Raw genomic sequence first — 25,416 nt, 5'->3', positions numbered from 1 at the left:
GCGGTGCGAGGAGGGATCGGGTTGATGAGCGGGGGCGCCCGCGCGGAGGTGGCCGACGAGTCATCTCACGCGCCCGCCGTCGGCATGCCCGACGGGCGGGCTACACAGCACGAAGCTCGCCGATACAGGGCGTTGCGGCCCGGCGACCGGGTCGCGGTCGTCGCGCCCAGCGGCCCCGCCGAGCCGGCGAGGCTGGAGGCGGGCTGCGCGGTCCTGCGTGATCTCGGCCTTGACGTCGTGGTCGGAAAGCATGCCCTCGACCGAGTCAACCTCGGCGCGGCCGGCCCCCTCCGGGACGACTGGCACCAGCTCGCGGGCGGTGACGCCGACCGTGCCGCTGACCTCGCCGCCGCCTGGTCCGACCCCAGCGTTCGCGCAGTCGTGTGCGCGCGCGGCGGCTACGGCGCCACCCGCGTCCTGGACCACCTCGACTGGGACGCGCTGGCCGCCGTCACCGGGCCGGACCCCAAGATCCTGCACGGATCCAGCGACATCACCGCGCTGCATGTCGCGTTCGGAACGCGCCTGGGCGTGACCACCTCGTTCGGACCGATGACCGCGGGGCGCATCGCCGACCTCGGCCCGGCCGCGACCGGCGCCGACGACGTCCTCACCCGCGACGGCCTGCGGGCGGCGCTGTTCGGCACCGACCAGGACGTCCTGACCGGGACCCACGCACTCGCCCCGGGCCGGGCGGAGGGCCCGCTCACCGGCGGAACCCTCACGCTCCTCACGGCGCTGCTGGGCACCCCCTACGCGCCGCCGCTGGCCGAGGGCCGCATCGTCTTCCTGGAGGACGTGTCCGAGGCGCCGTACCGAATCGACCGGATGCTCGTCCAGTTGCTCCAGGCGAGGTGGTTCGACGGGGCGGCCGGAGTGGTGCTCGGTTCGTGGGAACGGTCCGGCGACCCCGCCGAGCTGGACGCGGTGTTCTCGGCGCGGCTCGGGCCGCTCGGCGTGCCGGTCCTCGCCGGCGTTCCCGCCGGGCACGGCCCACGCCAGCGCACCCTGGAGCTCGGCGCCCCCGCCCTGTTGGACGCCGAAGCACTCACCTTGCGAGCGCCGGGAGGTGCGCGATGAGGGGACGGCACGCCCGTCCCGTCCCGGGGGACGACGGGACCCTGGAGACGCTGGTGGTGCTGGTGGCCGAGAGCCTCGGCTATTCCTGCCGCCGCTACCCCGGGGAAGTGATCATGCTGGAGGGTGCCAACCGGTTGCCCGTCAGCCTGCGCGACCTGCGCCAGCTGGCGCGCCTGGTGCCCCGCGACGACTGGCCCGCTCTGGTCTCCGACCAGGTCACCACGATCGTCACCGCGATGGAGGAGCCCCTCGACCTGTCCGACTTCGACCTTGCCCAGCATCTGCTGCGCACCCGCATCCACCCGGTCGAGGCCGACAACGGCGGGTTCGCCGCCCGGCCCTTCGCCCCCGGGCTGATCGAGGTCGTGGTCGTCGACACCCCCACCAGCGTCCGGACCGTCAGCAACGAGGAGATGCACGGCTGGCCGGTGTCCGGCGACGCGCTCTTCATGCTCGGCCGCGCGAACGTGCGCGGGGACGGGGCGCTCCAGCACGACGAGCAGGAGCTCGGCGGCGTCCGGGTGTCGGTGCTGCACGGCTGGACGTTCTACGCGGCGACCCACCTGGCGTGGCTGGAGGAGTATCTGCCGATCGGCCCCTACGGGGCGCTGGTCATCGCTCCCAACCGCAGCCTGATCGTTGCGCACTCGCTGCGGATCGCCGAGAACTCCCCGCGTGCCCGCTACCGGGCGGCCGTCGCCGCCGCCCACGAGCTCCAGGCGCAGGCCCACCGCGCCTACGAGGAGGGCCCGGGATCGCTCAGCCCGCACCTGTACTGGTGGCGGGCGGGGGAGCTGACGTTGCTGGAGACCCGGTACGAGGGCGACACGCTGGTCCTGCCGGAGGAGTTCGCCTCCGTCCTCACCGCTCTCGCCGCGGAGCACTGACCCGCGTGCGCGTTGTCATCGCGCCGGACTCGTTCAAGGGCAGCCTGTCCGCGGCGGCCGTCTGCGCCGCGATCGAGGCCGGGGTGCGCCGCGCCGCACCCGCCGCGGACGTGGTCGCCGTGCCGATGGCGGACGGCGGTGAGGGAACGCTCGACTGCTTCCTGGCCGCCCGCGGCGGCGTGCCGGTGGAGGTCGCCGCCACCGATCCCCTGGGACGCCCCGTCACGGCCCGCTACGCGCTCTCGGGCGACGGGTCGTCGGCGGTCGTCGAGCTCGCCGCCGCGTCCGGGTTGCCGCTCGTCGAGGACGTCCCGCCCGACCCGCTGGGCGCCTCGTCCACCGGCACCGGCGAGCTGATCGCCGATGCCGTCCGGCGTGGTGCCCGCGACGTGCTGGTCTGCGTCGGCGGCAGCGCGAGCACCGACGGTGGCGCCGGCCTGCTGGGTGCGCTCGGCATGCGTTTCCTCGACGTGTCCGGCGGCGGGCTGCCGCCGGGCGGCGCGGCGCTGGCCCGGCTGGAGCGCATCGACGACTCCGGTGTCCCCGCCGAGGTCCGCGCCACCCGCGTGCGTGTCGCCTGCGACGTGACGAATCCGCTCGTGGGGCCCTCCGGCGCCGCGGCGGTGTTCGGGCCGCAGAAGGGCGCGACGCCCGCCCAGGTCCGCGAGCTGGACGCGGCGCTCACCCGGTTCGCCGACGTCCTCGCGGCCCGCTCGGGCGTCCGCGTCCACGACCTTCCCGGCGCGGGCGCGGCCGGCGGGACCTGCGGCGGTCTCGTCGCCGCACTCGGCGCCGAGCCGGCCCCCGGCGCGGCCCTCGTCGCCGAGGCCGTGGGGCTCCCCGCTGCCCTCACCGGGGCCGACCTGGTCATCACCGGCGAGGGGCGGGTGGACGGGCAGTCCGCGGGCGGCAAGGTCGTCTCCGCGGTCGCGACCCTCGCCAGCGAGCGCGGCGTGCCCGCCGTGGCCCTCGCCGGAGGTGTCGCAGGCCCGCTCGGAGGGCTCCACGAGCTCGGCCTCACCGCGGCGTTCAGCCTCGCCGACGGTCCGCGCACCCTGGACGAGCTGAAGTCCGAAGCGGCGCCCCTTCTAGCGGCTCTGGCAGACCAGGTGATCCGTCTCCTCAGGTAGATGACCGCCGTGCCAGGCGGGTTCCGGCGCGGGCTTGTCGACCGTCAGGACCGGGAGGAAGACGTGCGTGAGGGGACCGATGGCCACCGCGTAGAGGACCGTTCCGATCCCGACCGTCCCGCCCAGGAGCCAGCCGGCGGCCAGAACCGTCAGCTCGATGCCGGTGCGGACGACGCGGATCGAGCGTCCCCGCGCCGCCAGGCCCGTCATCAGGCCGTCGCGGGGTCCGGGGCCGAGCCCCGCGCCGATGTAGCAGCCGGTGGCGAAGCCACCGACGAGAACGGCCGCGACCAGGTACGCCCACCGGGCCGCGAGGCCGCCGGGATCGGGCAGCAGCCACAGGAACAGGTCGGCGAAGGCCCCCAGGAGGACGACGTTGCAGATCGTCCCGAGGCCGGGCCGTTGCCGCAACGGGATCCAGCCGAGCATCACCAGCGCGCCCGCGATGACGATCCACGCACCGATCGACAGGCCGAACCGGCGGGACAGGCCCTGGTGGAGGACGTCCCACGGGTCGTTGCCCAGGCTGGACGAGACCTGGAGGGCGATCCCGAGCCCGTACAAGGCCAATCCGGCGTGTAGCTGCACCAGACGGCGTACCATCAAGGCCATTGTCGCGCTCCATGCTCATGTCGTCGCCTGATGGCTCCATGGTGGCGGACAGTGGCCTGGTATTTGCAGGGCCAATATGTGAAAGTGGTCTGTATGACCATGCGTTACGTGAACGGTGTGCAGCTGGCCCGGCTCCTCGGTGACGTGCCGCGCGAGCGCCCCGTCTACGCGGCGCTTGCCCAGGCGGTGCGCGGGCTCGTTCTGGACGGGCGGCTCGCGCTGCGGATGCGTCTGCCGGCCGAGCGCGACCTGGCCGCCGCGCTCGGCGTCAGCCGCACCACCGTGACGGCGGCCTACGATCGGCTCCGCGAGGAGGGCTACATCGAGAGCCGCCAGGGCGCGGGGAGCTGGACGGCACTGCCGCCGTCCGGGATGTCGGGCGCCGAACCCCGCCCGCGCCCGGGGGCGACCTCCAGCGGGCGTTTCGGCAGGGCCCACCTGCCGCCCGGCGGCGGCTTCATCGATCTCGGCTGCGCCACCCCGGGCGCCCCGAAGATCTTCGAGGAGGCGGTCGCCGCGGCCGTCGCCGAACTGCCCCGCTACAGCGCGGGCCCCGGGTACGAACCGGCGGGGCTGGCGGGACTGCGCGAGGTGATCGCCGCGGGGTACGCGGCGCGCGGCGTCCCCACCCGCGCCGACCAGATCGTCGTCACCACCGGCGCACAGCACGCCTTCACGCTGCTGACACACTCGCTCGTCGAGCCCGGCGACCCCGTCATGGTGGAACGGCCGACCTATCCCCACGCCCTGGGCGCGCTGCGCCGCCGCGGCGCCCGGCTCGTCCCGGTCGGCGTGAACGGGGGCTGGGACGTCGAGCTGGCCGCGGCAAGCATGCGGCAGGCCGCCGTCCGGATGGCCTACATGATCCCCGACTTCCACAACCCGACCGGCCATCTGATGACCGGGGAGGACCGCGCGGCGCTGGTGGAGGGGGCCCGCCGCGCCGACGCCTTCCTCGTCGTGGACGAGACGTTCGCCGACCTCGCCCACGACCCGGACGCGCCGCGCGAGCCGCCGGCCGCCGCGTTCGACACCGGCGGCCGGGTGATCACGATCGGGTCGGCGTCCAAGCTGCTGTGGGGCGGGCTGCGCATCGGCTGGATCCGCGCGACGGCGCCGCTGGCCCGCCGCCTGGTGCTGGCCCGGGAGCCGTTCGACATGGCGAGCCCCGTCCTCGACCAGCTGATCGTCCAGGAGTTGCTGCTGCGGGTCGAGGAGGTCCGGGCCGAGCGGGCGGCGAGCCTGCTACGGAGCCGCGATGCCCTCGCGGAGGCGCTGCGCGAGCTGCTGCCCGGATGGGAGTTCCGGCTGCCCGCCGGCGGGATGTCGCTGTGGGTACGGATCGGCGCGCCCGTCGCGACCCTGGTCGCCGAGGCGTCCGAGCGCTCGGATGTGCGGGTGGTGCCGGGCCCGGTGTTCGGCGTGGACGGAGTCCTGGAGGACTACGTCCGACTCCCGTACGTGCTGCCACCTGCCACTTTGCGCACGGCGATCGAGCGGCTCGCCGGGGCCTACCGGGAGGTCCAGGCGGCCCCGGCCGGGCGTCCCCTGCCCGCCTACGTCTGATCCCCGCGTCGGACGCAGGCGGCGGGACGAGGGCGGGTCAGGGCGCGCGCTGGATGTAGTCGACCAGATGCTCGCGCTCGCTCTGCAGTTCGTCGATCGCGCTCTTGACCACGTCGCCGATGCTGACGATGCCGGCGAGCCGGCCGTCCTCCACCACCGGCACGTGCCGGAACCGGTGCTCGGTCATCGTGTGACGCAGGTCCTCCACCTTGTCGCCGGGGCCGCAGCTGCGGACCTCCGAGGTCATGATCTCCGAGACGGGGCGGTCCAGCAGCGCCGCGCCGTGCTCGTGCAGGCGCCGCACGACGTCGCGTTCGGACGCGATGCCGGCGATCGAGGCGCCGTCGGGCGACACGACCGCCGCCCCGATGTTGTGCTCGGCCAGGACGGCGAGCAACTGCCGCACGGTGGCGTCCGGCCGGACCGTGGCCACCGTGTCTCCCTTCCTCCGCAGGATGTCGCGAATCCGCATGCCTCACGCTCCGCTGCCGGTTCGGACCCGGGGGACGACGGCCGCCGGGGGCCGGTCGCCGGGCTGTGTCCTGCCAAGGTCGCACGTTCCGGCCCTGAGGAAAACCCCGTGGCGGTAAACCCTCTGGCGGCGACATCGGCATAAATGTCGTAAATGGGGAACCGTGCGAGGGTGAAAACGACGCTCAGGACCGCGGGTCTCGGCGGTCGCCGCCGGCTACTTCCTCGGCGCCGCGCTGATGATCGCGGCGGGGATCGTCGAGCTGCTCATCGGGGTGGAGGCCGCCCGTAGATCGCTGGAGGACGTCGCGCGTCCCCTGTCGGCCGAAGAGGCGCCGGCGGGCGCGGGCTAGCAGCTGCGGTGCCGGCCAGGAGCGGTGCCGGTCACGAGCGGTGCCGATCAGCCGCGGTGCGACGTCGACCGGGCCTCCGCGTCGTTCCACACGGGTTTCGCGAGAGGACGCTCCCGATCCTCGAGGAGGTGGCCGACCAGCCCGATCGCCCGTGCCATCACGCCGAGGCCGCGGGCCACGTTCCAGGGCACCCGCAGGGTGCTCGCGATCGCTCCGATCGCGCCGGTCGCGTTGATCGGGAGCACCGTGCCGGTGGCGTCCTCGGCGCGTGCCCGGATCGTGCGGAACAGGCGTTCGTTGGCATCGTCGAGACCGTTCTCCCGTGCGATCTCGAACAGGCGCTCCGCCCGGGGGTCGTTCGGCTTGTGCACGGGATGGCCGAGGCCGGGGATGCTCTTGCGCGCCGCACGCGACTCGTCGACGATCGCCTGGGCGTGCTTGCGCAGCAGGGTCTCGTCGCGTTGCCAACCGTCGTCGGGCAGGGACTGGCAGATCCTCGCCGCGCCTTCGATCGTTCCAACGAACGTGTCGCCGAGTCCGAGCAGACCGGCGGCCACGGCGCCCTGGAGCGACTCCGGGGCGCCGAGCGCCGTGAGGCGCGACACCAGTGCGCTCGGCGTCAGACCGTGCTCGACGAGGGAGACCACCAAGGAGTTGAAGACGATCGACTCCTGGGCCGTGGGAAGGGTCTTGAACAGTTCGAGGTAGGCGAAGTCGCCCAGGTTGACCTTGCCCAGCAGGTCGTGCGGGAGGTCATATCCGTGGACGACGACGCGGTCGGGGGTGGCCCACGCGATGTCGGATCGGATGGGCTGGGGTTCGGGAGAGCTCATGAGACCGTCCTTGTCGCGAAAGGTGGGCGTGGGGATTCCGAGTGCCCACGCCGCCTTGGCGCGGAGCTTGTCCTTGCGGATCTTGTCGCCGTTGGCGCTCGCGGTGGTGGGGAAGTCGTCGACGACGCGGACACGGGTGGGCACCTTGAAACTCGCGAGGTTCGCTCTGCAGTGGGCGACCAGGTCCTGTTCCGAGGCGGTGGCGCCCTCGCGCACCTGGACGAAGGCGACGGCGAGATCGTCTCCGCTCCGATGGTCCCGGACGCTGACGACGTGCGCCTGGGCGACCGCCGGGTGGCCGTTCAGCGTCGACTCGATGTCGGCGGGGTTGACGAGGTAGCCCTTCAGCCTCATCGCGTCGCCCAGGCGCGACCGGTACTCGAACGACCTGCCGTCGGCCCTGGTACATCCCACGTCGCCGGTGCCGAACCAGCCGTCCTCGGTCCTCGAGTTGGCGGTGGCATCGGGATTGTTCAGGTACTCAACGAACAGCGTGTCACCGCGGAACTGGAGTTCCCCGTCCTCGCCCGGCGGCAGCACGGTGGTGTGGTCTTCGGTGGAGACCGCGCGCACCTGCATCGCCGCGTCGACGAGCATTCCGCCCGGGACCGTGCGGGTTCCGGCATCCGAGTTCGGCGGCCATTTCCCGGCGAAGGCGAACAACTCCGACGAGCCGTAGACGTTGAACGCGGCGATGCCCAGTGTGGCGGCGGACGAGACGATGTCGGAGATCGCCGTTCCGGCCGTCACCACGGTCCGCAGCGTGCGCGGTTCGATCCGCCGGAAGGTGTCGTCCTCCAGCAGTTCGCGCAGGGGGCCTTCCGCGCTGACGAGGTAGTCGACGGCGTGCGAGGTGATCGCGTCGACGATGCGCCCCCGGTCGAACGCGGGCAGGAGCACGGCCGTGGTCCCGGCGGCGATCCCGGCGATGAACGGCACGAAACCGAAGGTTCCGTTCAGGGAGAGGACGTTGAGCTGGGTGGAGTGCTCCGGCAGGTTCTCGCGGTCGGCGACGGCGTTCGCGTGGAGGGTGACGGTGTGGTGCGTGTGCACCGCGAGCTTCGGAGCCGACGTCGTGCCGGAGGTCCCGAAGGCGATCAGCGGGTCGTCCGGGCGGGCCGTCGCCTGGCCCGGTCCGTTCGACGAGGCGACTTCGGCGAATTCCATCGTCCGGACGGAGTCGGGGAGCGGACCTTGCGGCGGGGGCCCGACAGTGATCAACCATTCCAGCTTGACGGACTCCGGCGCTTCGCGGATCCGCTGCCAGACGTCGTCGAGCCGCCGCCCGAAGTCGATGCCCTCGAACATCGGGGCGGTGATCAGGCCGCGCGCCCTGCTGGTCCGGAGCAGATGGTAGATCTCGTTCGCCCGATAGCGGGTGTTGAGCGGAACGAGCAGCACACCGATCTTCGCCGCGGCGAAGAACACCGTCGGCCACTGCCGGCAGTTCGGGAGGTACAGGGCGAGGGCGTCGCCGCGCCGGAAACCGAGGGCGGCCAGGCCCGTCGCGAACTTGTCGACGTCCGCGAGCAGTTCGGAGAAACTGCGGGATCGACCGCCTTCGACCGCAGACTCGTCGATGACCGCGGCGGCGTGCGGCCGGCGTGTCGAAGATCGGGCCAGCAGGTGGTAGACGGTCTCGGTCACGGTCGTTCCTCTCGAATCGGCGCGTCGACACGCTGACTTTCAGTGATGTTCGACAAGCCGGGTGGCGTAATGGGCGAACTGCTCGGCTATCTGGTCTTTGGTCATCGGGCCGTCGGGGCGATACCACTCGGCGATTCCCGCGCACATGGTCAACAGGTTCCTGGCCACGTCGTGGGGATAGGGGGTATGGAACTCGCCCGCCCGCATCCCGTCCTGCACGATGTTCTCGAAGATCGCCTCAAGCCGGTCGCGGGCGATGACCAGCCGTTTCCGTGCGTCGTTGTCCAGGTACCGCAGCTCCGTGTGGGCCACGAGCGCTTCCAACGGATGTTCGAGGATGTAGGTCACGTAGGCGCGGGTGGCCATCTCAAGCCTGTCCACCGCCGTCGGGCCCGCCGCCGAGACCGCCCACTCCGTCTCGGTGAGGTGGTTGTAGTTGGCGGTCTTGAGCAACTCGACCAGCAGGTCCGATTTCGACGGCGAGTGGTTGTACAGGTTCGACAGGCTCATGCCCGCCCGGTTCGCGATCTCGCGCATCGACGCGCCGTGGAAGCCGCGCTCGGCGAACGCCTGGAGAGCGCTGGCGAACACGACCTCGCGAGAGGCGACCACCTTCGTCTGACGCTTGGAAGAACGTTCGTTCATGTGAAGATACTGCTCCTGCTTCGGCCTTCCGTCAAGCACTTGCCCTGATCATGTGGGTCGTCAAGCTGCTGGTGAAAGAGTTGTTGACGAGCTGAGCATCTGCGGCTACCGTCCTGAACGAACGAACGTTCACTAGATCGACGAACGGACGACGCTGTGACATCACCGCCTTCCGCCACGCCGGATCCGGCGCCTTCGCTGTATCTGGAGGACTTCCGGCTCGGTATGCGTCACCGCAGTGGCGACTGGATCGCCGACGCCGGGGATCTGCGGGCCTTCGGCGAGGTCTCCGGCGATCTGCACCCGATGCACCTGGACCCGGAACGCGCGGCCACCTCCGGCTATCCCGGCCTGGTCGCGCAGGGTCCCCTCGGCCTCGCGCGGTACTTCGGCACCCTGCACGAGAGCGGGATCGTGGCCGACACCGTCCTCGGGCTGCTCGACACCCACTGGCGCTACCTGCTGCCGGTGACCACCGACACGAAGATGCACTACGAGACCACGGTGACCTCGGTCCGGCGGACCAGTGCCGGCGACCGGGGCGTGGTGGATCGGCATATCGAGCTGAAGGACGACGCCGGACGCGTGCTCCAGTGGGGGACCAGCGCGTTCCTGGTGCGCGCCCGATCGTCCACCGCCGGCGCCGGGGAGGCGGCCGCCGCGCCCGTGACCCTTGAGTGGGGCAGAGCGCTGGCCGAACGCCTCGCCGCCGACGCGGACTTCGCGGCGAGCGCGCAGCTGTTCGACGGCTCGATCGCGCTCGCCTCGGAGAAGAACACGATCCAGTTCCGCATCTACCGGGGCGAGATCCTCGAGGTCACCCGGCGTACTCCCGCCGGCCCGACCTTCACCGTGCACGGCACCGAGCGGGCGTGGGCCGAACTGCTCACCGCCGATCGCAACGACTTCGTCGTCCGCGCCCATCGCGGCGAGTTCTCCGCCGGCGGCAACGCGTACGTGTACCTGCAGATGACCAGCACACTGCACCGCCTCGTCGAGACCGCCCGCACGATGACGTCCTTGGAGGCACCCCGGTGACATCCACAGCCGGCACCCCGGAGCCCGCGCCGGCCGCGATCTCGGGTACCGCCCACTACTTCCCGCTCTGGGGACGGACCGCCTTCGCCGAGTCCTACGGTGCGGGTGAACCGATCCTGTGCGTCCATTCGGCGGGCCAGAGCGGAGCCCAGTGGCGCGCCGCGGTCGGTGGTCTGGCCGCCCGCGGATACCGGGCCGTCGTGGTGGATCTTCCTGGCCACGGGCGGTCGGAGATGCTCGACGCCGGGCCCGTCACCGACCTCGGTGTCTACGCGCAATGGTGCGTCGAGGTCATCGACCATTTCCGCCTGGCGGATCCGTACGTGGTCGGATGCTCGATCGGCGGAAAGATCGCGCTGGACATCGGCACCCGCATCCCGAACCGGCTGGCCGGGATCGTGGCGATGGCCGCGGACGCCCGCAACGACGGCCAGAACGAGGCCGGCCTCAACCGCGCGCTGCACGACACGGTGTCGCCGAGCCGTTCCGACCGAACCTACTACGGCACCCTCGCCGCCTGCGGCGCCGCCGTTCCCGGTGCACGGGCCGAGATCATCGCCCGGATGCACCGGCGCGAGGACCCGCAGGTCTCCACCAGTGACCTGATCGGCTGGGCCCGCCACGATCTGCGGGACCGCCTCGCGCGCATCACCTGCCCGTGCCACGTGGTCGTCGGCGCTGACGACTTCTGGATGGACGCGGACTCGGCCGAACGCACCGCCGCCGCCATCCCCGGCAGCGGGTTCACCGTCCTCGACGGCATCGGCCACTACCCGATGGAAGAGCTCGACGACTTCGCCGCCGTGCTCGACGACTGGCTTCACCCCGGCAGCCCGCCGGACCTCACCTGACCCGGAAGGTTCAACGATGGACTCCATTCCGTCGGACACATCGGACACCGCGGTCCGCAGTCGACGCGCCACCCGCGGCGCCGCCATCGGCTTCGCGATCGACTGTTACGACATCTACCTGCCCGTCATCGCGCTGGCGCCCGCGCTGCACTACTTCATGGCCAAGGACGTGGCGTCCGGCACCAGCGCCCTGGCCAACGGCCTCGTCTTCGCCGCGACGCTGCTGGGCAGGCCCCTCGGCGCCGTCATCTTCGGCACCGTCGCCGACACCGCCGGCCGGCGCAGGGCGACGCTGATCGCGATGTACGGCAGCGCGGCCGGGACGCTGCTGCTCGCCTTCGTCCCGTCCTACTCGGCCATCGGCTTCGCGTCGATCGGGTTGCTGATCGCCCTGCGGTTCGCCACCGGCGTGTTCCTCGGCGGCCAGTACACCGGCGCGATCCCGCTGGCGATGGAAAGCAGCCCGGTCCGCAAACGCGGACTCTACGGCGGCTTGATCACGATGGGGTTCCCCATCGCGTTCTGCATCGTGTCGCTCTTCACCTACCTGCTGCTGAGAGCCACCGGCGGTTCGGGCGGCGGCGATGGCGGCTCGGCATACGAGGTGTGGGGCTGGCGCATCCCGGTCGTCGTCGGCGCGTTCGCGACCTTCGCGTTCGCCGTCTACTACGGCCGCACGGTCCAGGAGTCGCCCGCGTTCCTCAAGGTCGAGGTCAAGAAGGTGAGTCCCGCGCGGCAACTCGTGCGCGGAACCGCGGCCAGGAGCCTTCGCCAGGTCTTGATCATGATGACGGGCGTCTGGATCCTGTCGAACGCCACCTCGGCATCGTTCCCGGTGACGCTGCGGTCACTGGACGGGGTCTCCTCCCAGCGCGGTACCGCGATCATCGTGGTGGCGCAGCTCTTCCTGATCGCGGCGTATCCGCTGTCCGGAGCCCTGAGCCAGCGGATCGGGCGGCGTGTCTTCCTCGCCTGGTGCGGCGGCCTGGGAGCGGTGGTCGCGCCGCTGTTCTACCTCGCCGTCGTCAACGAGGTGGCTACGTCGTTCGCGGGTCTGGCGGCACTGACCACCGGACTCGTGCTCAGCTCCATCTGCTGCTTCGGCTGCACAGCGGCCTACATCTCCGAACGGTTCCGCACCGAACTGCGCGCGACCGGCTACGGGATCAGCTACAGCTTCGCCATCATCGTCCCTGCCTTCTACGCCTTCTACGAACGAGGGCTGGCGCACTTCATGGAGGCCGCCCACACGACGGTCGTCCTCTATCTGGTCGGCGGGGCCCTGCTCCTCATCGGTGCGTTGCTCGGACCCGAGACCAAGGAGGGCGTGCTGACCCCCGTCGAAAGAGCGGAGGCGAAAGTCGTGGAGGACGTGACGTGACCGGCATCGCCAGCGTCATCGAGAACACGAACCTGCTGATCGGCGGGCACTGGGTGCCTCCGATGTCCGGACGTACGATCGCCTCGATCGACCCGGCGACCGAGGAGGTGTGGGCGACGGTGCCCGAAGGCTCCCGGCCCGACGTCGACCTCGCCGTCGCCGCGGCGCGCGACGCCTTGGGCGGGCCGTGGTCACGGCTCACGGCCACGCAGCGCGGACGACTGCTCCACGTCCTGTCCGACCTCCTCGAACGCGACGCCGAAAGGCTGGGCCGCATCGAGACGAGGGACAACGGGAAACCGTTGCGGGACACGGTGGGCGAGGTCCGGCGCGCGGTGCAGTGGCTCCGGTATTTCGCCGGTGCGGCCGACAAGGTCGAAGGCACCGTCGTGCCGTACCAGACCGATACGCACGCCTTCACCCGCGTCGAACCCGTCGGTGTCGTCGCCGCGATCACGCCGTGGAACTCGCCGATCAGCCTCTACGCCTGGAAGCTCGGACCCGCCCTGGCCATGGGGAACACCGTGGTGCTCAAGCCGTCCGAGCTCACGTCGGTCTCCGCGATCGCACTCGGGAGGCTCATCGTCGAGGCCGGCTTCCCCGGCGGCGTCGTCAACATCGTCCCCGGGTTCGGGAACGACGCGGGGACGCACCTCGTCGGGCACCCCGGCGTCGACAAGGTCTCGTTCACCGGCAGCTATCCGACGGCGCAGGCGATCATGAAGGCGGCGTCCACCGGGCTCAAGAGAGTGTCGTTCGAATGCGGGGGAAAGTCACCGCACATCGTGTTCGCGGACGCCGATCTCGACCGCGCCGCGACGGTGGCGACCCACAGCGCGTTCCGTTCCACCGGCCAGTCCTGCTCGCTCGGGTCCCGGCTGTTCCTCCAGCGCGAGATCTACCCGGAATTCCTCGACGCGATCGTCCGGCGAACCGAGCGGATCCGTGTCGGTATGCCGCTGGACCCCGCGACGCACATCGGCCCGCACACCTCCGCCGAACAACTCGCCAAGACGCGGCACTACCTCGACGTCGGTCGCGCGGAAGGCGGCCGAGTCGTCACCGGAGGCGGACGACCCGAAGGCTTGGATAAGGGCTACTTCGTTGAGCCCACCATTTTCGAAGGGCTCGACAACAGGTCGACCGTCGCCAGCGAAGAGGTGTTCGGCCCGGTCCTGACCGTCATCCCGTTCGGCGACGAGGAGGAGGCGGTACGCCTGGCCAACGACACCAGCTACGGGCTGGTCGCCGGCCTGTGGACCCGTGATGTCTCCCGCGCGCACCGGGTCGCGGCCCGGTTGGAGGCAGGGACGGTGTCCGTCAACACCTTCCGGCCCGTCCACTGGACGCTTCCCTACGGTGGTTACAAGTCCAGCGGCCTTGGCAGGGAGAACGGGCTCGCCGTGCTGCGCGAGTACACCGAGATCAAGAGCGTCGTCATCGACTACTCCGACGCCGAGCCCGACGACCCGTTCGCCGCCGCATGACCGCCCGCCGCATGACCGCCCGCCGCATGACCGCCCGCCGCATGACCGCCCCACACATGACCGGCCCACACATGACCGGCCCACACATGATCGCGGAGGACAGGAGCACGACGATGACCCCTGACACGATCGCGACGCGGACCAGCCGGGCGGCGGTCTTCCACGGCGTCGGCTCGGGCCTGCGCATCGAGGAGGTTCGGGTCACCGGCCCCGGTCCGCGGGAGGTGCTGATCGAGGTCGCCGCCTGCGGCGCGTGCCACAGCGACGTCCACAAGCTTCAGGGGCACGGCACGGTCGCGGCTCCGAACATCTTCGGACACGAGGTGGCGGGCGTGGTCCACACCGTCGGGGCCGGCGTGGACCATGTGCGACCCGGTGACCGCGTCGCCTGCACGTTCCTCGTACCGTGCGGTGCGTGCGCGGCGTGCCGGTCCGGCGCCGAGGACAACTGCGGCCCGTTCCGGACGATGATGCAGGCGAAGGGGCTCCGCTACGACGGAACGCCCAGGTACTACGAACTCGACGGCACCCCGCTGCGCGCGTCGGGCGTCGGCGGGCTCGTCGGAATGGTCGCGCTGCCGGCGGGAGCGGTGTTCCCGCTGCCGGGCGGGTGGCCCGAGACGATCCCCCTCACCGACGTCGCCGTGCTCGGGTGCGCGGGGCTGACCGCCTACGGCGCGGTGAACCGGGCGGCGAAGGTGCGGCCGGGTGCCAACGTCGTCGTCCTCGCGGCCGGCGGCGTCGGCCTGTGCACGGTCGCCCTCGCCAGGCACGCCGGCGCGAACACCGTCACGGTCAGCGACGTGCGGGACGAGTCGCTCGCCGCGGCGACGGGATTCGGCGCGACCGGCACCGTGCACGCCGACGAGAAGGACTTCGCCGCCAAGGTCGGTGAACGTGCCGGGGGAGCGCCGATCGACGTCGTGTTCGACACCATCGGCACTCCGGGAACGATCTCGCAGGCCCTCGACATCGTCGGGATAGGCGGCACCGTGGTCGTCTCCGGTCTCGCCGGAACCGGGGGGCCCGGCCGGATCGAGAACCTGAACGGGTTCGTGCGCAACAAGATCACCCTCGTCGGGTCCTACGCCGCGGTTCCGGGGGAGGACATGCCGAAGCTGCTCGAAGCCGTACGTGACGGCGCGCTCGATCCGGTACTGCTCGTCTCGGCGCGCTTCCCGTTCGACCGGGCCGAGGCCGCCTACGACGCCGTCGCGTCGGGCACCGTCACCGGCAGGGCCCTCATCGAGTACTGACCGTCCGCTCTGCCCGCAACGGATTCCAGGAGTCACACGTGCCCACCGAAACACCCGATTCCGGCGACCTTCCGACCCTCCACACCGAGGTGCTCGTGGTGGGCGGAGGCAACGCCGGCTTCACCGCCGCACACGCCGCGATCGCCCGGGGCCGCGCCGTCGTCCTGCTCGAGAAGGCCGAGGAGCACGCCGCCGGTGGAAACAGCTACTACACGGCCGGTGCGACGCGCATCGCCCACAACGGGTTCGCGGACATCGCAGACATCGTCGATCCCGACGAACGGCATGCGGTCACCGTGGTGCCGCCGTACCCGGCCGAGCAGTACGCCGCGGACCTGGCCAAGGTCACCGACGGCCGCAACGACCCCGATCTGACGAAGGTCCTGGTCGAGGAGAGCCTGGAGACTCTGCGGTGGCTCAACGGACGCGGCCTGCGGTACCGCCTGATGTACGAACGGCAGGCGTATGAACGTCCCGATGGCAGCTACCTCTTCTGGGGCGGACTCCACATCGGGAACACCGGTGGGGGTGAAGGGCTGATGGCGGACCACACCCGTGTCGCCGTCGAGGAAGGCGTGATGATCCGCTACGGCCACGTCGTCGAGGACCTCATCATCGCCGCAGGCGCCGTCGTCGGCGTGCGGTACCGCACCACAGAGGGACGTGCCGGGGAGGTGAGGGCACAGAGCACGATCCTGGCGGCCGGCGGTTTCGAGTCATCCGCGCAGATGAGGAGGAAGCACCTCGGTCCCGGATGGGAGAACGCCAAGGTGCGCGGGACGCCCTGCAACACCGGCACCCTGCTGGAAGCGGCCCTGGCGATCGGCGCCCGCCGCGGCGGCGACTGGAGCACCTGTCACAGCACCGCATGGGACGCCCTGGCCGACCACAACGAGAGCAACCGGGCGTTGACCAACAGGCTCACGCGACAGTCGTATCCGCTGGGCATCGTGGTCAACAATCGCGGCGACCGTTTCCTCGACGAAGGCGCCGACTTCCGTAACTACACCTACGCGAAATACGGGCGTGAGATCTTGGCGCAGCCCGATTCGATCGCCTACCAGCTCTTCGACGCCACCCTCCGGCCGATGTTGCGCACCGAGGAATACGACATGCCCGGCGTCTCGGTGTTCGAAGCCGCCACGATCGAGAGCCTGGCCGAGAAGATGGGCGTCGACGCGGAGAGACTCGGCAGGACCGTCTCGGAATTCAACGCCTCGATCGACAGATCGATCACGCTGGACCCGAATGTGCTGGACGGACGCGCGGCCCGTGTCGAGCCGCCGAAGAGCAACTGGGCCTCACCGATCGAGACCGGCCCGTTCTACGCCTACCCGGTCACCTGCGGTATCACCTTCACGTTCGGCGGGCTCGGTTCCGATACCCATGGCCGAGTCCTCTCGGAACGCGGAAACCCCATCCCCGGGCTGCTGGTCTGCGGGGAGATGCTCGGCGGCCTGTTCAGCGGGAACTACCCCGGAGGGTCCGGGCTCGCGGCGGGCTCGGTGTTCGGCCGCCGCGCGGGAAGCATCGCCTAGAGGCGCTACCCACGGGACCTGCCCGGGACCTGCCCGTGGCCGGCGTCCAGACGTCGCTAGGTCAGCAGGCGGCGTAGCGCAGCCAGGCCCGGTGTGAGGACGAGGCGGCCGGCGGGGCCGTCGTGGGCCAGCGCGGCGCGGGCCGCGTTGGCGCCGCACGCCCCGTGCACCCCGCCGCCGGGATGCGCCGACGCCGACGCCAGGAAGAGCCCGGCGACCGGCGTCTCGGCCCGCCCGAGGCCCGGGACGGGGCGCAGGAAGAGCTGCTGGTGTGCCAGCGCGGTGCCACCGTTCAGGGCGCCGTTGCGCAGGTTGGCGTCGTGCTGGCCGAACGCGGGCGGCGCGATGATCCGCCGGTCCACGACGCGGTCGCGGAAGCCGGGCGCCAGGCGTTCGAGGGCGGCCTCGATCCGGCCGGCCATGGCGTCGCGCTCCCGCTCGTCCCAGGCGCCGGTGATCCCGTCCGGGCCGGCGTCGCCCCTGACCCGGTGGGGGACGTGCGTGTACGCCCAGACCGACTCGGTGCCCGCGGGGGAGCGGGTCGGATCGGCGGTGGTCATCTGACCGAGCAGCGCGAACGGCTCGGACGGGACGTGCCTGGTCGCGAGCTGCGCGCTGTACTCGGTGAGCGCGTCCATCCCGGGGGACAGGTGCACGGTCCCGGCCCGTCCGGCGCCGGGGGACGCCCAGGGGATCGGGCCGGACAGCGCCCAGTCGACCTTGAACGTCGCGTGGTCCCAGTCGAAGCGCCGCATGTCCGCGCGGAGACCCGGACGATCACGGGAGGGCACGTCCGACCAGTCCACCAGGCCGCCGTAGAGCGCGGGCGCCGACACGTCGGCCAGTACCGCCCTCGCGCCCCGCACCGCCTCCCCGGATGCGGTGCGCACGCCCAACGCGCGCCCGTTGCGGACGACGATCGAGGTGACCTCGGTCCCGCAGCGGACCCGCCCGCCCCGTGCCTCCAGCCGCCGGACGAGCGCCGCCGTCAGCGCGCCCGCGCCCCCCTCGGGCACCGGCCAGCCGTCCCGCTGCCCGGCCATCGCCAGCAGCCACCCGAACCCCGAGCCGCCCGTCGTCTCGGGGAACACGTCGGTGTGCAGGGCCGAGCCCGCGAGCAGCAGCGGTCCGCCCGGCCCGGTGAACTCCTGCTCGCCCAGACCGCGCACCGGCATCGCCAGCGTCCGCAGGACGCGCAACCCGCCGGCCCGCCGCGCCGCCGTGACCAGCGGCAGCGCCGCCCGGACGGGCGGGAACGGGCTGAACAGGGCCCGCAGCAGCGCCTCGCCCATCTCCTCCCACAGCCCGTACAGCCGCAGCCACGCCTCCCCGTCCCCGTCCCCGAGCGCGTCGAGGCCCTCGGCGGTCGCCCGCGGGTCACGTTCCAGGACGGCGCAGCGGCCGTCCGGTAGCGGGTGGGCGAGGACGGCCGGGGCGTGCCTCCACCGCAGCCCGTGTCGTTCCAGGTCGAGCGCCCGCATGGCCGGGGACGCCACGCCGAGCGGGTAGAAGGCGCTGCACAGGTCGCTGACGTAGTCCGGGTGCACGCCCCGGTCGCTGCGCACCGCCCCGCCGGGCTCTGGCTGCGCCTCCAGGACCTGCACGTCCCAGCCCGCGTCGGCGAGCATGTTGGCCGCGACCAGCCCGTTGGGCCCGGCTCCGATGACCACCGCGTCCGCCATACCGATCAGCTTAGGGGCCGGGCCCGCCTCAGCCGACGTCGAGGCGGGCCAGCAGCCGCATCGCGCGCGGCGACACGCGCGAGGCCAGGTAGGCGAGGCGGGCCTCCGGCGTGACCGGGACCAGAGCCTTGTCGTCCCGGACGGCGGCGACGATTTGGTCCGCCACCTCCTGCGGGCCGAAGCCGCGGCGCGCGTAGGCGCGGGCGGCGCGCTCCCTGCTGCGCGCCTCCTGCGCGTCGTCGGCGCCGACGAACCGAGACGTCCGCGTGATGTTGGTGTCGACGATGCCCGGGCAGATCGCGCTGACCCCGATGCCCTTGCCCCTCAGTTCGGCGCGCAGGCACTCCGACAGCATCAGCACCGCGGCCTTGCTGGTGGCGTAGGCGGGCAGGGTCCGGGACGGGGTGAACGCGGCGGCCGATGACGTGTTGACGATGTGGCCGCCCTGCCCCTGCTCCGCCATTCGCGCGGCGAACAGCCGGGAACCGTGGATCACGCCCCACAGGTTGACGTCCAGGACCCTGCGCCAGTCGTCGGCGGTGTGGTCGAGGAAGGCTCCCGCCACCCCGATCCCGGCGTTGTTGACCACGACGTCCGGGACGCCGTGCCGATGCAGGACGGACACGGCGAAATCCTCCATCGCGGTCGCGTCGGACACGTCCACCTGGAAGGCGTGGCCGGGCGTCCCTGCGAGGCCGGCCAGCTCGGCGGTGCGCCGCGCCGTGCCGAGATCGAGGTCGGCGGCGACGACCTCCGCGCCGCGCCCGGCGAACGCCAGCGCGGTGGCACGGCCGATGCCGCTGCCCGCGCCCGTCACGACGACCAGCGATCCCTCGAAGGGGCGGCGTCCCCGCCCGACCTTGGCGCGGCGCAGCGCCCTGGTCTGGGCGGCGGTGAGCGGCCCGCCCTCCACGCCGGTGATGTGCTCGGCCACCCAGCGCGCGATGACGTCCGGGTGGCTGCGCGGCACCCAGTGCCCGGCGACGATCGGGCGCAGCGACAGGTTCGGGACGTGCTCCGACAGCCCGCCCACGAGGTGCGGCGAGACGAACAGGTCCCGGGTCGGGACGACGACCTGCGTGGGGACGTCCGTCCGGCGGTCGCGCGGCCTGCGCAGCCGCCGCAGCATGTTCGCCCGGTAGAGCCCGACGCCGGCCGCGCCGTCGCGCGGCATCGTCCTGGCCGGATGCCCGTCGCGGGCGGGGACGCCCTCGCCCCGTTCCAGGGCCCGCGTGAACGGCCCGGACAGCCCGGCGCGCCACAGCAGCTCGGGCAGCACCGGTGTCTGGAAGAGGTAGATGTACCAGGACCGGACGCCTTGTCCCGCCGCCCGCTTCAGGTTGGCCGGGGTCGGGCGGGCCAGCCCGCGCCGCGTCCAGCGCGCCACGTGGTCCAGGCAGGGGCCGGAGATGGAGGTGAAGGAGGCGAATCGCTCCGCCATCGTGCAGACCGCCTCCCACGCCTGGATTGAGCCCCAGTCATGCCCCACCAGGTGCACCCGGCGGCCGGGCGCGGCGGCGTCCAGCACCGCCCGCATGTCGGCTATCAGATGGTCGAAGGCGTATTTTTCGCGCCCGTACGGCCGGGACGAGGCCCCGGCACCGCGCACGTCGTACCGGACGACGTGGTAACGGTCCGCGAGCCGCTCGGCCACCTCGTCCCACACCGCGTGGGTGTCGGGATAGCCGTGGACGAGCAGGACGGTCGGCCGCGACCGGTCGCCCTGCTCGTACACGGCGAGGTCCACCCCGTCGCCTCGAACCCACCGTACGGTCTTCGCCGCGCTCATGCCGCCCTCCGGGAGCGGGCGCGGGCGAGCACACAGTTATTGGACACGGTGTTAATTAACCGCCCGGAGGGGTGACAGGTCAAGGTGACGCGCACCACTGGTCCGTGCTCAGGTGGCGATGCGCTCCGCGCCCGCGTAGACGTTCATCGTCTCTCCGCGCAGGAACCCCACCAGCGTCATCCCGGCGTCCTCGGCGAGATCCACCGCCAGGGACGACGGCGCCGACACCGCCGCCAGCACCGGGATCCCCGCCGTCATCGCCTTCTGCGTCAGCTCGAACGACGCCCGCCCGCTCACCATCAGGACCCGCCCGCCGAGGGGGAGCAGCCCCTCGCGCAGTGCCCACCCCACCACCTTGTCGACCGCGTTGTGCCGCCCGACGTCCTCCCGGACGGCGAGCAGCGCGCCCGCGGCGTCGAACAGCCCGGCCGCGTGCAGCCCGCCCGTCCGATCGAAGACCCGCTGCGCCTCCCTCAGCCGTTCCGGCAGCGACGCCAGGACCGCGGGTGTCAGCCGCACCGGGTCGTCCGCCACCGGGTAGGGCCGCTCGGCTCGCAGCGCCTCGATGCTCGACTTCCCGCAGACACCACAGGCACTGGTCGTGGTGAACGCGCGCGTCATCGAGTCGTCCGGCGGCGCCACCCCGGGCGCCAGCGTCACGTCGAGGGTGTTCTGCTCCTCGGTGTCGGCGCAGTAGCGCATCGCCGTCAGGTCATCGGCGCCCCCGATGATCCCCTCGGCCGCCAGGAATCCCGCGACGAGGTCGAAGTCGTGCCCGGGCGTCCGCATCGTGATCGTGAGCGGCTTGCCCGCCACCCGGATCTCCAATGGCTCCTCGACGGCCAGCGTGTCTGGCCGCCGCCCCCGCGTTCCGGTGGTGCTCAGCCTCAGCACTGGCCTGCGCACGGTGATCCGCCCCATGACCGTGACGTTACCCCCCGGAACCTGGAGGAGACGAAATGCCCTGGTCCGTCCTAGTCCGGGACGCCGCGGGGACGCGGCGCGCGCCAGCCGTACCGCATCGCCATCAGCCGCAGCCCCGATGCCAGCACCGCGGCGCCCGCGGTGACGACACCGCCGTGCAGGTCGGCGGTGTAGGCGACCGCCATCACCGCCGCTCCCAGCATCGCGGGCAGCGCGTACAACTGCCGGTCGTACAGCACCGAGGGGATCTGCCCGCTCAGCATGTCCCGCAGGACACCGCCGCCGACCGCGGTGACCACGCCGAGCAGCACCGAGTGCAGTGGCGACAGCCCGTGCTCCAGCGCCTTCAGCGTCCCCGTGACGCAGAACAGCCCGAGCCCCGCCGCGTCGAACAGCAGCACCGCCGGCAACAGCCGTGTCACCTGCGGATGCCAGAAGAACACCAGCACCGACGCCGACAGCGGCACCAGCACGTAGCCGAGGCTCGTGAACGCGGCCGGCGGCACCGCCCCGATCAGCAGATCCCGCAGGATCCCGCCGCCGAGCGCGGTGATCTCCGCGAGCACCACCATCCCGACGACGTCCAGCCGCTGCCGCACCGCCGCCAGCCCGCCGGACACGGCGAAAACGAAGATCCCCGCCAGGTCCAGAGCCCCGGCCACCCCGGGCCCCGTCACACCGCGCCCCCGCGCGCCGGGGCCTGCCCGGCGCTCACCTGTCGCGCCGGTCCGTCCGATCGATGTTCCAGTTGGCCACCACCGCGGCGAACGGCGGGATCACCGCCGCCACCACCGACATCGCGACGGCCGCGGGCGGCGAGAACCGGCGGACGACCGCCCAGGCGAGCACGAAGAGCGTGAGGCACACCCCCATCATGATCCCGTACACCATCTTGCGCCGCCTCATCCCCCCACGCTACGCCGCGCGCCCGGCCCCGGACGTGGGGCGTCCGGTGGTCAGGCCGGCCATCCGCCTGCGGCGGCGGTGGATTCGGCGAACTCGGCGAAGGTGCGCGGTGGGCGACCGAGCGCACGCCGCACCCCGTCGGAGACGTACGCGTCCCTGCCCTCCCTGAGCGGCTCGATGACGTCCGCGAAGGCTTCGGCGTCCGGGGCCGGCACCCCCTGCGCAACGAGTTCGGCGACATACTCCCCGGCGGAGAGCGGCACGTACCGGATCTCCCGGCCGGCGGCCTCGGAGATCGTGGCGACCGCCTCGCTCAGCGTCACCGCCCGAGGGCCGGACACCTCGTAGATCTGCCCCGCGTGCCGGTCCTCGGTCAGCGCGGCGACGACCACCGCGGCGATGTCCTCGGCATCGACGAAGCTGGCGGCCCCATCGCCGGCGGGCAACCGCAACTCCCCGGTCCGGATGGCGTCGGCGAAGAAGCCTTCGCTGAAGTTCTGCGCGAACCAGCCCGGCCTGCTGATCGTCCACTCCAGACCGCTGTCCCGCACGGCGGCCTCGCTGTCGATGATGCCCTCCAGGACACCGCCGCTGTCCTTCGCGTAGCCCGGCACGTCGATCCCGCGCCCCGAGGCCAGCACGATCCGCCGCACCCCATGCCGCACCGCCCGTTCGATGAACGGGCGGACAAGCTTGGTGCCGTCCAGTTGCACGATGTAGGCGGACCGCATGCCTTCCAAGGCGGCGTCCCAGGTGCCCGGGTCGGTCCAGTCGAAGGTGTGCTCGCCGCCCCGCGCCGCCGCGCGAACCGGGAGTCCCTGGGCCCGCAGTTGGTCGACGACGCGGCGCCCGGACTTGCCGGTCGCCCCGGTCACCAGAATTGAATCAGCCATGCCCCCAGTCAACCGGCGAGCCGCGAGACGCTCCATGGCTGTAGAGCTCCCTTTGATGTCTGAGCGTCTACACTGCGGTCGTGGACGCGATGTCGGATCTGTTGGCAGGGGTTCGGGCGCGCGGCGCGGTCTTCCGGCAGGCGATCATGCGGCCTCCCTGGGCCCTGCGGATGGCCAGCGGCGCCCCGCTGACGCTGGCCACGATGCTGCGCGGCCATGCCTGGATCGTCCCCGACGATCACGTGCCGGTGCGCATCGAGCCCGGCGAAATCGCCGTCATCCGCGGCGATGTGCCCTATACGGTGGCCGACGACCCCGCGACAACACCCGCATTGGTGGTCACCAGCGCCGACTACTGCCCGACGGTCGAGGGCCTTGAGCCCGCCTCCGGCCCCGCCCGAACCTGCGGCACGCTTGTCGACGGGTCCGCCGTGCTCCTCAGCGGGGCCTTCGAGCGCCGGGGAGAGCTCAGCGAGCGGCTCCTGCGGGCCCTGCCCGCCGTGCTGATCGTCCCGGCCGGCCCGTCCGCGTTGACGGAGATGGTGGCCGGTGAGGTCATCACCGACCGGGCGGGACAGCAGCTGGTGCTGGACCGCCTGCTGGACCTGATGCTCGTCTCCGCGCTGCGCAGCTGGTTCGACAACCCCGACACCAACGCCCCGGCCTGGTGCCGCGCGCTGGACGACCCGGTGGTGGGTGCCGCCCTGCGATTGCTGCACGACGCCCCCGCCCACGCGTGGACGGTGGCGGACCTGGCGACCAGGGTGGGGGTATCACGTGCGGCGCTGGCCCGGCGTTTCACCGCGCTGGTCGGCGAACCGCCGATGGCCTACCTGGCAGGCTGGCGGATCGCCCTGGCCGCGGACCTGCTGCGCGAGACCGACCAGACGGTGGACACGATCGCCAAGAAGGTGGGATACGCCAACGCCTTCGCCCTGAGCGTGGCGTTCAAGCGCCTGCGCGGCACGCGCCCCAGCGATCACAGAAACCAGGAAGCCCCGCAATGGCGACCCGGATGAGGCCAAGCCTCGCGATCGAATAGGTGGTGGCGGAGGCGTACGGGGATCGAACCCGCCGTCCCGAGGTCCTCGGGACCATCGATTTTGAAGATCGTGGAGGCCACCAGGCGCTCGCACGCCTCCGTGGGCGATCTTAGTTGTCGAGGGCGTCGATCGCGTCCGTGTACCCTCGTCCGGTCTGGGGCTGCCGCCGTGCCGCGCGGTGGGCGGTGCCCACGGGGTCTACGGTAAGTGGTGACTTGCAGGTCAGAATCGCCTCACGTCGAACCGTGTTCGGACAACGGTGACGGCGCGATTCCCGCAGGCCTGGGCAGGGGAAGGCCGCTGGGTGACCGTGTCCGTACCGTCCGTTTGTTGATCAGTTGTAATGGTTGTGGGTAAATCTCCGGGTGAACCGCCTCGTCCCGCCTGCCCGTCTCACGCAGTACGCCCACGGCGGGGGCTGCGCGAGCACCATTCCCCCGGGTGAGCTGGAACGGGTCGTGGCCGGCCTCACCGGCGGTGGGGACGCCCTGGTCGTCGGCGGCGACGACGGCGACGACGCGGCCGTTCTGAGGGTCGGGGAGGGCCGGGCCGTGGTGTCCGCCGCCGCCTTCTTCCCGCCGGTCGTCGACGACGCCTACGACTGGGGACGCGTCGCCGCCGCGAACGCCCTCTCCGCCGTCTACGCGGTCGGCGGTGAGCCGCTCATGGCGCTGAGCCTGCTCGGCTGGCCGCGGGACGCGCTCCCGGCCGAGTTGGCCCGCGAGGTGCTGCGCGGCGGGCGGGACACGGCGGCGCTCGCCGGCTGCCCGGTCACCGACGGCCACGGCGCCGACGACCCCGAGCCCAAGTACGGCCTGGCCGTGACCGGTATCGCCGACCTCGACCGGCTACTGCGGCTGGACGCGGGCCGTCCCGGCGTGCCGCTCTCGCTCACCAAGCCGCTCGGACTCGGTGTGCTCAACGCCCGGCACAAGGCGACGGGCGAGGTGTTCGGGCACGCGGTCGAGACGATGGCCGCGCTCAACGCGGACGCGTCGCTGGCGGCGCTGGAGCGCGGCGTCCGCTGCGCCACCGGCGTCAGCGGGTTCGGGCTCCTCGGGCACCTCTACAAGCTGGCGCGGGCCGCCGGGGTCAGTGCGGTCGTGGACGCCAAGGCGGTGGAGTACCTGGACGGGGCGCGCGCCGCCGTCCGGGACGGGTTCGTCCCCGGGGCGACCAGGCGGAACCTCGCGTGGGTGACGCCGCACACCGACTTCGGCCGGATCGCCGAGGAGGAACGCCTGCTGCTGGCCGACGCGCAGACGTCCGGCGGGCTGCTGGTCGCGGGGGAGGTGCCCGGCGCGCCGGTGATCGGGGAACTGGTCGGCCGGGGCCGCCGCACGCTCCGGGTGCGCTGACGTCTTCGCAGGTCGTGTCTATGATCGCGAAGCGGGTAGGTCACCT

General features: G+C 72.1%; 22 protein-coding genes and 1 tRNA gene. 12 read left to right on the top strand and 11 right to left on the bottom strand.

Going from position 1 to position 25,416, the window contains the following annotated elements; translation table 11 throughout:
* Positions 1-24 precede the first annotated feature (24 nt).
* From AMA02S_RS31050 to AMA02S_RS31040, 3 genes are read left to right on the top strand one after another with little or no spacing between them, the layout of a single operon-like run.
* Entirely contained in the window at positions 25-1,080 is a 1,056-nt protein-coding gene (locus AMA02S_RS31050; RefSeq protein ID WP_245667907.1) for a S66 peptidase family protein, read from the top strand.
* The gene (locus AMA02S_RS31045) at positions 1,077-1,967 is read left to right on the top strand and encodes a DUF1444 domain-containing protein (protein ID WP_067465300.1); all 891 of its coding nucleotides are present in this window, start codon (positions 1,077-1,079) and stop codon (positions 1,965-1,967) included. Before AMA02S_RS31050 ends, AMA02S_RS31045 begins: the two co-directional genes overlap by 4 nt.
* A gap of 5 nt (positions 1,968-1,972) precedes the next feature.
* Positions 1,973-3,097: a glycerate kinase gene (locus AMA02S_RS31040; RefSeq protein WP_067465297.1), complete on the top strand. Its 1,125-nt coding sequence runs from the start codon at positions 1,973-1,975 to the stop codon at positions 3,095-3,097.
* On the opposite strand, the gene yczE is transcribed toward AMA02S_RS31040, so the two are convergent.
* On the bottom strand, positions 3,056-3,709 hold the full coding sequence (yczE, locus tag AMA02S_RS31035; protein WP_245667906.1) for a membrane protein YczE: 654 nt from the start codon (positions 3,707-3,709) through the stop codon (positions 3,056-3,058). The two genes, AMA02S_RS31040 and yczE, sit on opposite strands and share 42 nt — an antisense overlap.
* A gap of 93 nt (positions 3,710-3,802) precedes the next feature.
* On the opposite strand from yczE, the gene yczR reads away from it, so the two are divergent.
* Entirely contained in the window at positions 3,803-5,275 is a 1,473-nt protein-coding gene (gene yczR / locus AMA02S_RS31030) for a MocR-like transcription factor YczR (RefSeq protein WP_067465294.1), read from the top strand.
* A 37-nt stretch (positions 5,276-5,312) separates the two neighbouring features.
* On the opposite strand, the gene AMA02S_RS31025 is transcribed toward yczR, so the two are convergent.
* The 3 genes from AMA02S_RS31025 to AMA02S_RS31015 form a co-directional block, all read right to left on the bottom strand.
* Complete coding sequence (locus tag AMA02S_RS31025) at positions 5,313-5,747, bottom strand: CBS domain-containing protein (RefSeq protein ID WP_067465291.1); 435 nt, start codon at positions 5,745-5,747, stop codon at positions 5,313-5,315.
* A 399-nt stretch (positions 5,748-6,146) separates the two neighbouring features.
* Positions 6,147-8,579 (bottom strand): citryl-CoA lyase, encoded by a 2,433-nt coding sequence (locus AMA02S_RS40790; protein WP_084265765.1) that lies wholly within the window; start codon positions 8,577-8,579, stop codon positions 6,147-6,149.
* Positions 8,580-8,618: 39 nt separating this feature from the next.
* Entirely contained in the window at positions 8,619-9,224 is a 606-nt protein-coding gene (locus AMA02S_RS31015; protein WP_067465288.1) for a TetR-type transcription factor C-terminal domain-containing protein, read from the bottom strand.
* A 225-nt stretch (positions 9,225-9,449) separates the two neighbouring features.
* On the opposite strand from AMA02S_RS31015, the gene AMA02S_RS31010 reads away from it, so the two are divergent.
* The 6 genes from AMA02S_RS31010 to tcuA all read left to right on the top strand — a co-directional run bounded on the left by AMA02S_RS31010 (position 9,450) and on the right by tcuA (position 16,775).
* Positions 9,450-10,262, top strand: coding sequence for a MaoC family dehydratase (locus AMA02S_RS31010; protein WP_067465285.1), 813 nt, complete (start codon positions 9,450-9,452; stop codon positions 10,260-10,262).
* Positions 10,259-11,113 carry an alpha/beta fold hydrolase gene (locus tag AMA02S_RS31005; protein WP_218005168.1) on the top strand — a complete coding sequence of 285 codons (855 nt, stop codon included), beginning with the start codon at positions 10,259-10,261 and terminating at the stop codon, positions 11,111-11,113. The genes AMA02S_RS31010 and AMA02S_RS31005 overlap by 4 nt, the downstream gene beginning before the upstream one ends.
* Positions 11,114-11,129: 16 nt before the next feature.
* Positions 11,130-12,494: an MFS transporter gene (locus tag AMA02S_RS31000; protein ID WP_067465283.1), complete on the top strand. Its 1,365-nt coding sequence runs from the start codon at positions 11,130-11,132 to the stop codon at positions 12,492-12,494.
* Complete coding sequence (locus tag AMA02S_RS30995) at positions 12,491-13,981, top strand: aldehyde dehydrogenase (RefSeq protein ID WP_067465280.1); 1,491 nt, start codon at positions 12,491-12,493, stop codon at positions 13,979-13,981. Before AMA02S_RS31000 ends, AMA02S_RS30995 begins: the two co-directional genes overlap by 4 nt.
* Positions 13,982-14,094: 113 nt before the next feature.
* Positions 14,095-15,237, top strand: a complete 1,143-nt coding sequence (locus AMA02S_RS30990) for a zinc-binding dehydrogenase (RefSeq protein WP_169806919.1) — start codon at positions 14,095-14,097, stop codon at positions 15,235-15,237.
* Positions 15,238-15,275: 38 nt separating this feature from the next.
* Positions 15,276-16,775, top strand: coding sequence for an FAD-dependent tricarballylate dehydrogenase TcuA (gene tcuA / locus AMA02S_RS30985; protein WP_067465277.1), 1,500 nt, complete (start codon positions 15,276-15,278; stop codon positions 16,773-16,775).
* Positions 16,776-16,831: 56 nt separating this feature from the next.
* Here the strand turns inward: tcuA and AMA02S_RS30980 are convergent, their stop codons facing one another.
* The 6 genes from AMA02S_RS30980 to AMA02S_RS30955 all read right to left on the bottom strand — a co-directional run bounded on the left by AMA02S_RS30980 (position 16,832) and on the right by AMA02S_RS30955 (position 22,969).
* A complete protein-coding gene (locus AMA02S_RS30980) occupies positions 16,832-18,457 on the bottom strand; it encodes a phytoene desaturase family protein (RefSeq protein ID WP_067465274.1) in 1,626 nt (541 codons plus the stop codon).
* Positions 18,458-18,485: 28 nt separating this feature from the next.
* Positions 18,486-20,246, bottom strand: a complete 1,761-nt coding sequence (locus AMA02S_RS30975) for an SDR family oxidoreductase (protein ID WP_067465272.1) — start codon at positions 20,244-20,246, stop codon at positions 18,486-18,488.
* Positions 20,247-20,354: 108 nt separating this feature from the next.
* Entirely contained in the window at positions 20,355-21,167 is an 813-nt protein-coding gene (fdhD, locus tag AMA02S_RS30970) for a formate dehydrogenase accessory sulfurtransferase FdhD (protein ID WP_067465269.1), read from the bottom strand.
* A gap of 53 nt (positions 21,168-21,220) precedes the next feature.
* Positions 21,221-21,832, bottom strand: coding sequence for a trimeric intracellular cation channel family protein (locus AMA02S_RS30965; protein ID WP_174551000.1), 612 nt, complete (start codon positions 21,830-21,832; stop codon positions 21,221-21,223).
* 49 nt (positions 21,833-21,881) lie between these two features.
* Positions 21,882-22,076: a DUF3099 domain-containing protein gene (locus tag AMA02S_RS30960; protein ID WP_067465264.1), complete on the bottom strand. Its 195-nt coding sequence runs from the start codon at positions 22,074-22,076 to the stop codon at positions 21,882-21,884.
* A gap of 50 nt (positions 22,077-22,126) precedes the next feature.
* On the bottom strand, positions 22,127-22,969 hold the full coding sequence (locus AMA02S_RS30955) for an NAD(P)H-binding protein (RefSeq protein ID WP_067465261.1): 843 nt from the start codon (positions 22,967-22,969) through the stop codon (positions 22,127-22,129).
* An 80-nt stretch (positions 22,970-23,049) separates the two neighbouring features.
* On the opposite strand from AMA02S_RS30955, the gene AMA02S_RS30950 reads away from it, so the two are divergent.
* A complete protein-coding gene (locus AMA02S_RS30950; protein ID WP_067465258.1) occupies positions 23,050-23,988 on the top strand; it encodes an AraC family transcriptional regulator in 939 nt (312 codons plus the stop codon).
* Between the two features lie 27 nt (positions 23,989-24,015).
* Here AMA02S_RS30950 and AMA02S_RS30945 read toward each other — a convergent pair.
* Positions 24,016-24,111 (bottom strand) — tRNA-Sec (locus AMA02S_RS30945).
* 266 nt (positions 24,112-24,377) lie between these two features.
* On the opposite strand from AMA02S_RS30945, the gene selD reads away from it, so the two are divergent.
* A complete protein-coding gene (gene selD / locus AMA02S_RS30940) occupies positions 24,378-25,370 on the top strand; it encodes a selenide, water dikinase SelD (protein ID WP_067465254.1) in 993 nt (330 codons plus the stop codon).
* Positions 25,371-25,416 lie beyond the last annotated feature (46 nt).

Origin of the sequence: Actinomadura macra NBRC 14102 (assembly GCF_001552215.1) — a bacterium.
GTDB classification, from domain to species: domain Bacteria; phylum Actinomycetota; class Actinomycetes; order Streptosporangiales; family Streptosporangiaceae; genus Spirillospora; species Spirillospora macra.
Note: the sequence above shows the minus strand (reverse complement) of the source record. Positions and strands in the feature narration are given on the sequence as shown.

Excerpts from the sequence above, each read along its gene's own strand:
- AMA02S_RS31050 (WP_245667907.1), top strand. The coding sequence starts at position 25 with ATGAGCGGGGGCGCCCGCGCGGAGGTGGCCGACGAGTCATCTCACGCG.
- AMA02S_RS31045 (WP_067465300.1), top strand. The coding sequence starts at position 1,077 with ATGAGGGGACGGCACGCCCGTCCCGTCCCGGGGGACGACGGGACCCTG.
- yczE (WP_245667906.1), bottom strand. The coding sequence starts at position 3,709 with ATGGCCTTGATGGTACGCCGTCTGGTGCAGCTACACGCCGGATTGGCC.
- yczR (WP_067465294.1), top strand. The coding sequence starts at position 3,803 with ATGACCATGCGTTACGTGAACGGTGTGCAGCTGGCCCGGCTCCTCGGT.
- AMA02S_RS31025 (WP_067465291.1), bottom strand. The coding sequence starts at position 5,747 with ATGCGGATTCGCGACATCCTGCGGAGGAAGGGAGACACGGTGGCCACG.
- AMA02S_RS31015 (WP_067465288.1), bottom strand. The coding sequence starts at position 9,224 with ATGAACGAACGTTCTTCCAAGCGTCAGACGAAGGTGGTCGCCTCTCGC.
- AMA02S_RS31010 (WP_067465285.1), top strand. The coding sequence starts at position 9,450 with ATGCGTCACCGCAGTGGCGACTGGATCGCCGACGCCGGGGATCTGCGG.
- AMA02S_RS31000 (WP_067465283.1), top strand. The coding sequence starts at position 11,130 with ATGGACTCCATTCCGTCGGACACATCGGACACCGCGGTCCGCAGTCGA.
- AMA02S_RS30990 (WP_169806919.1), top strand. The coding sequence starts at position 14,095 with ATGACCCCTGACACGATCGCGACGCGGACCAGCCGGGCGGCGGTCTTC.
- AMA02S_RS30980 (WP_067465274.1), bottom strand. The coding sequence starts at position 18,457 with ATGGCGGACGCGGTGGTCATCGGAGCCGGGCCCAACGGGCTGGTCGCG.
- AMA02S_RS30975 (WP_067465272.1), bottom strand. The coding sequence starts at position 20,246 with ATGAGCGCGGCGAAGACCGTACGGTGGGTTCGAGGCGACGGGGTGGAC.
- fdhD (WP_067465269.1), bottom strand. The coding sequence starts at position 21,167 with ATGGGGCGGATCACCGTGCGCAGGCCAGTGCTGAGGCTGAGCACCACC.
- AMA02S_RS30960 (WP_067465264.1), bottom strand. The coding sequence starts at position 22,076 with ATGAGGCGGCGCAAGATGGTGTACGGGATCATGATGGGGGTGTGCCTC.
- AMA02S_RS30955 (WP_067465261.1), bottom strand. The coding sequence starts at position 22,969 with ATGGCTGATTCAATTCTGGTGACCGGGGCGACCGGCAAGTCCGGGCGC.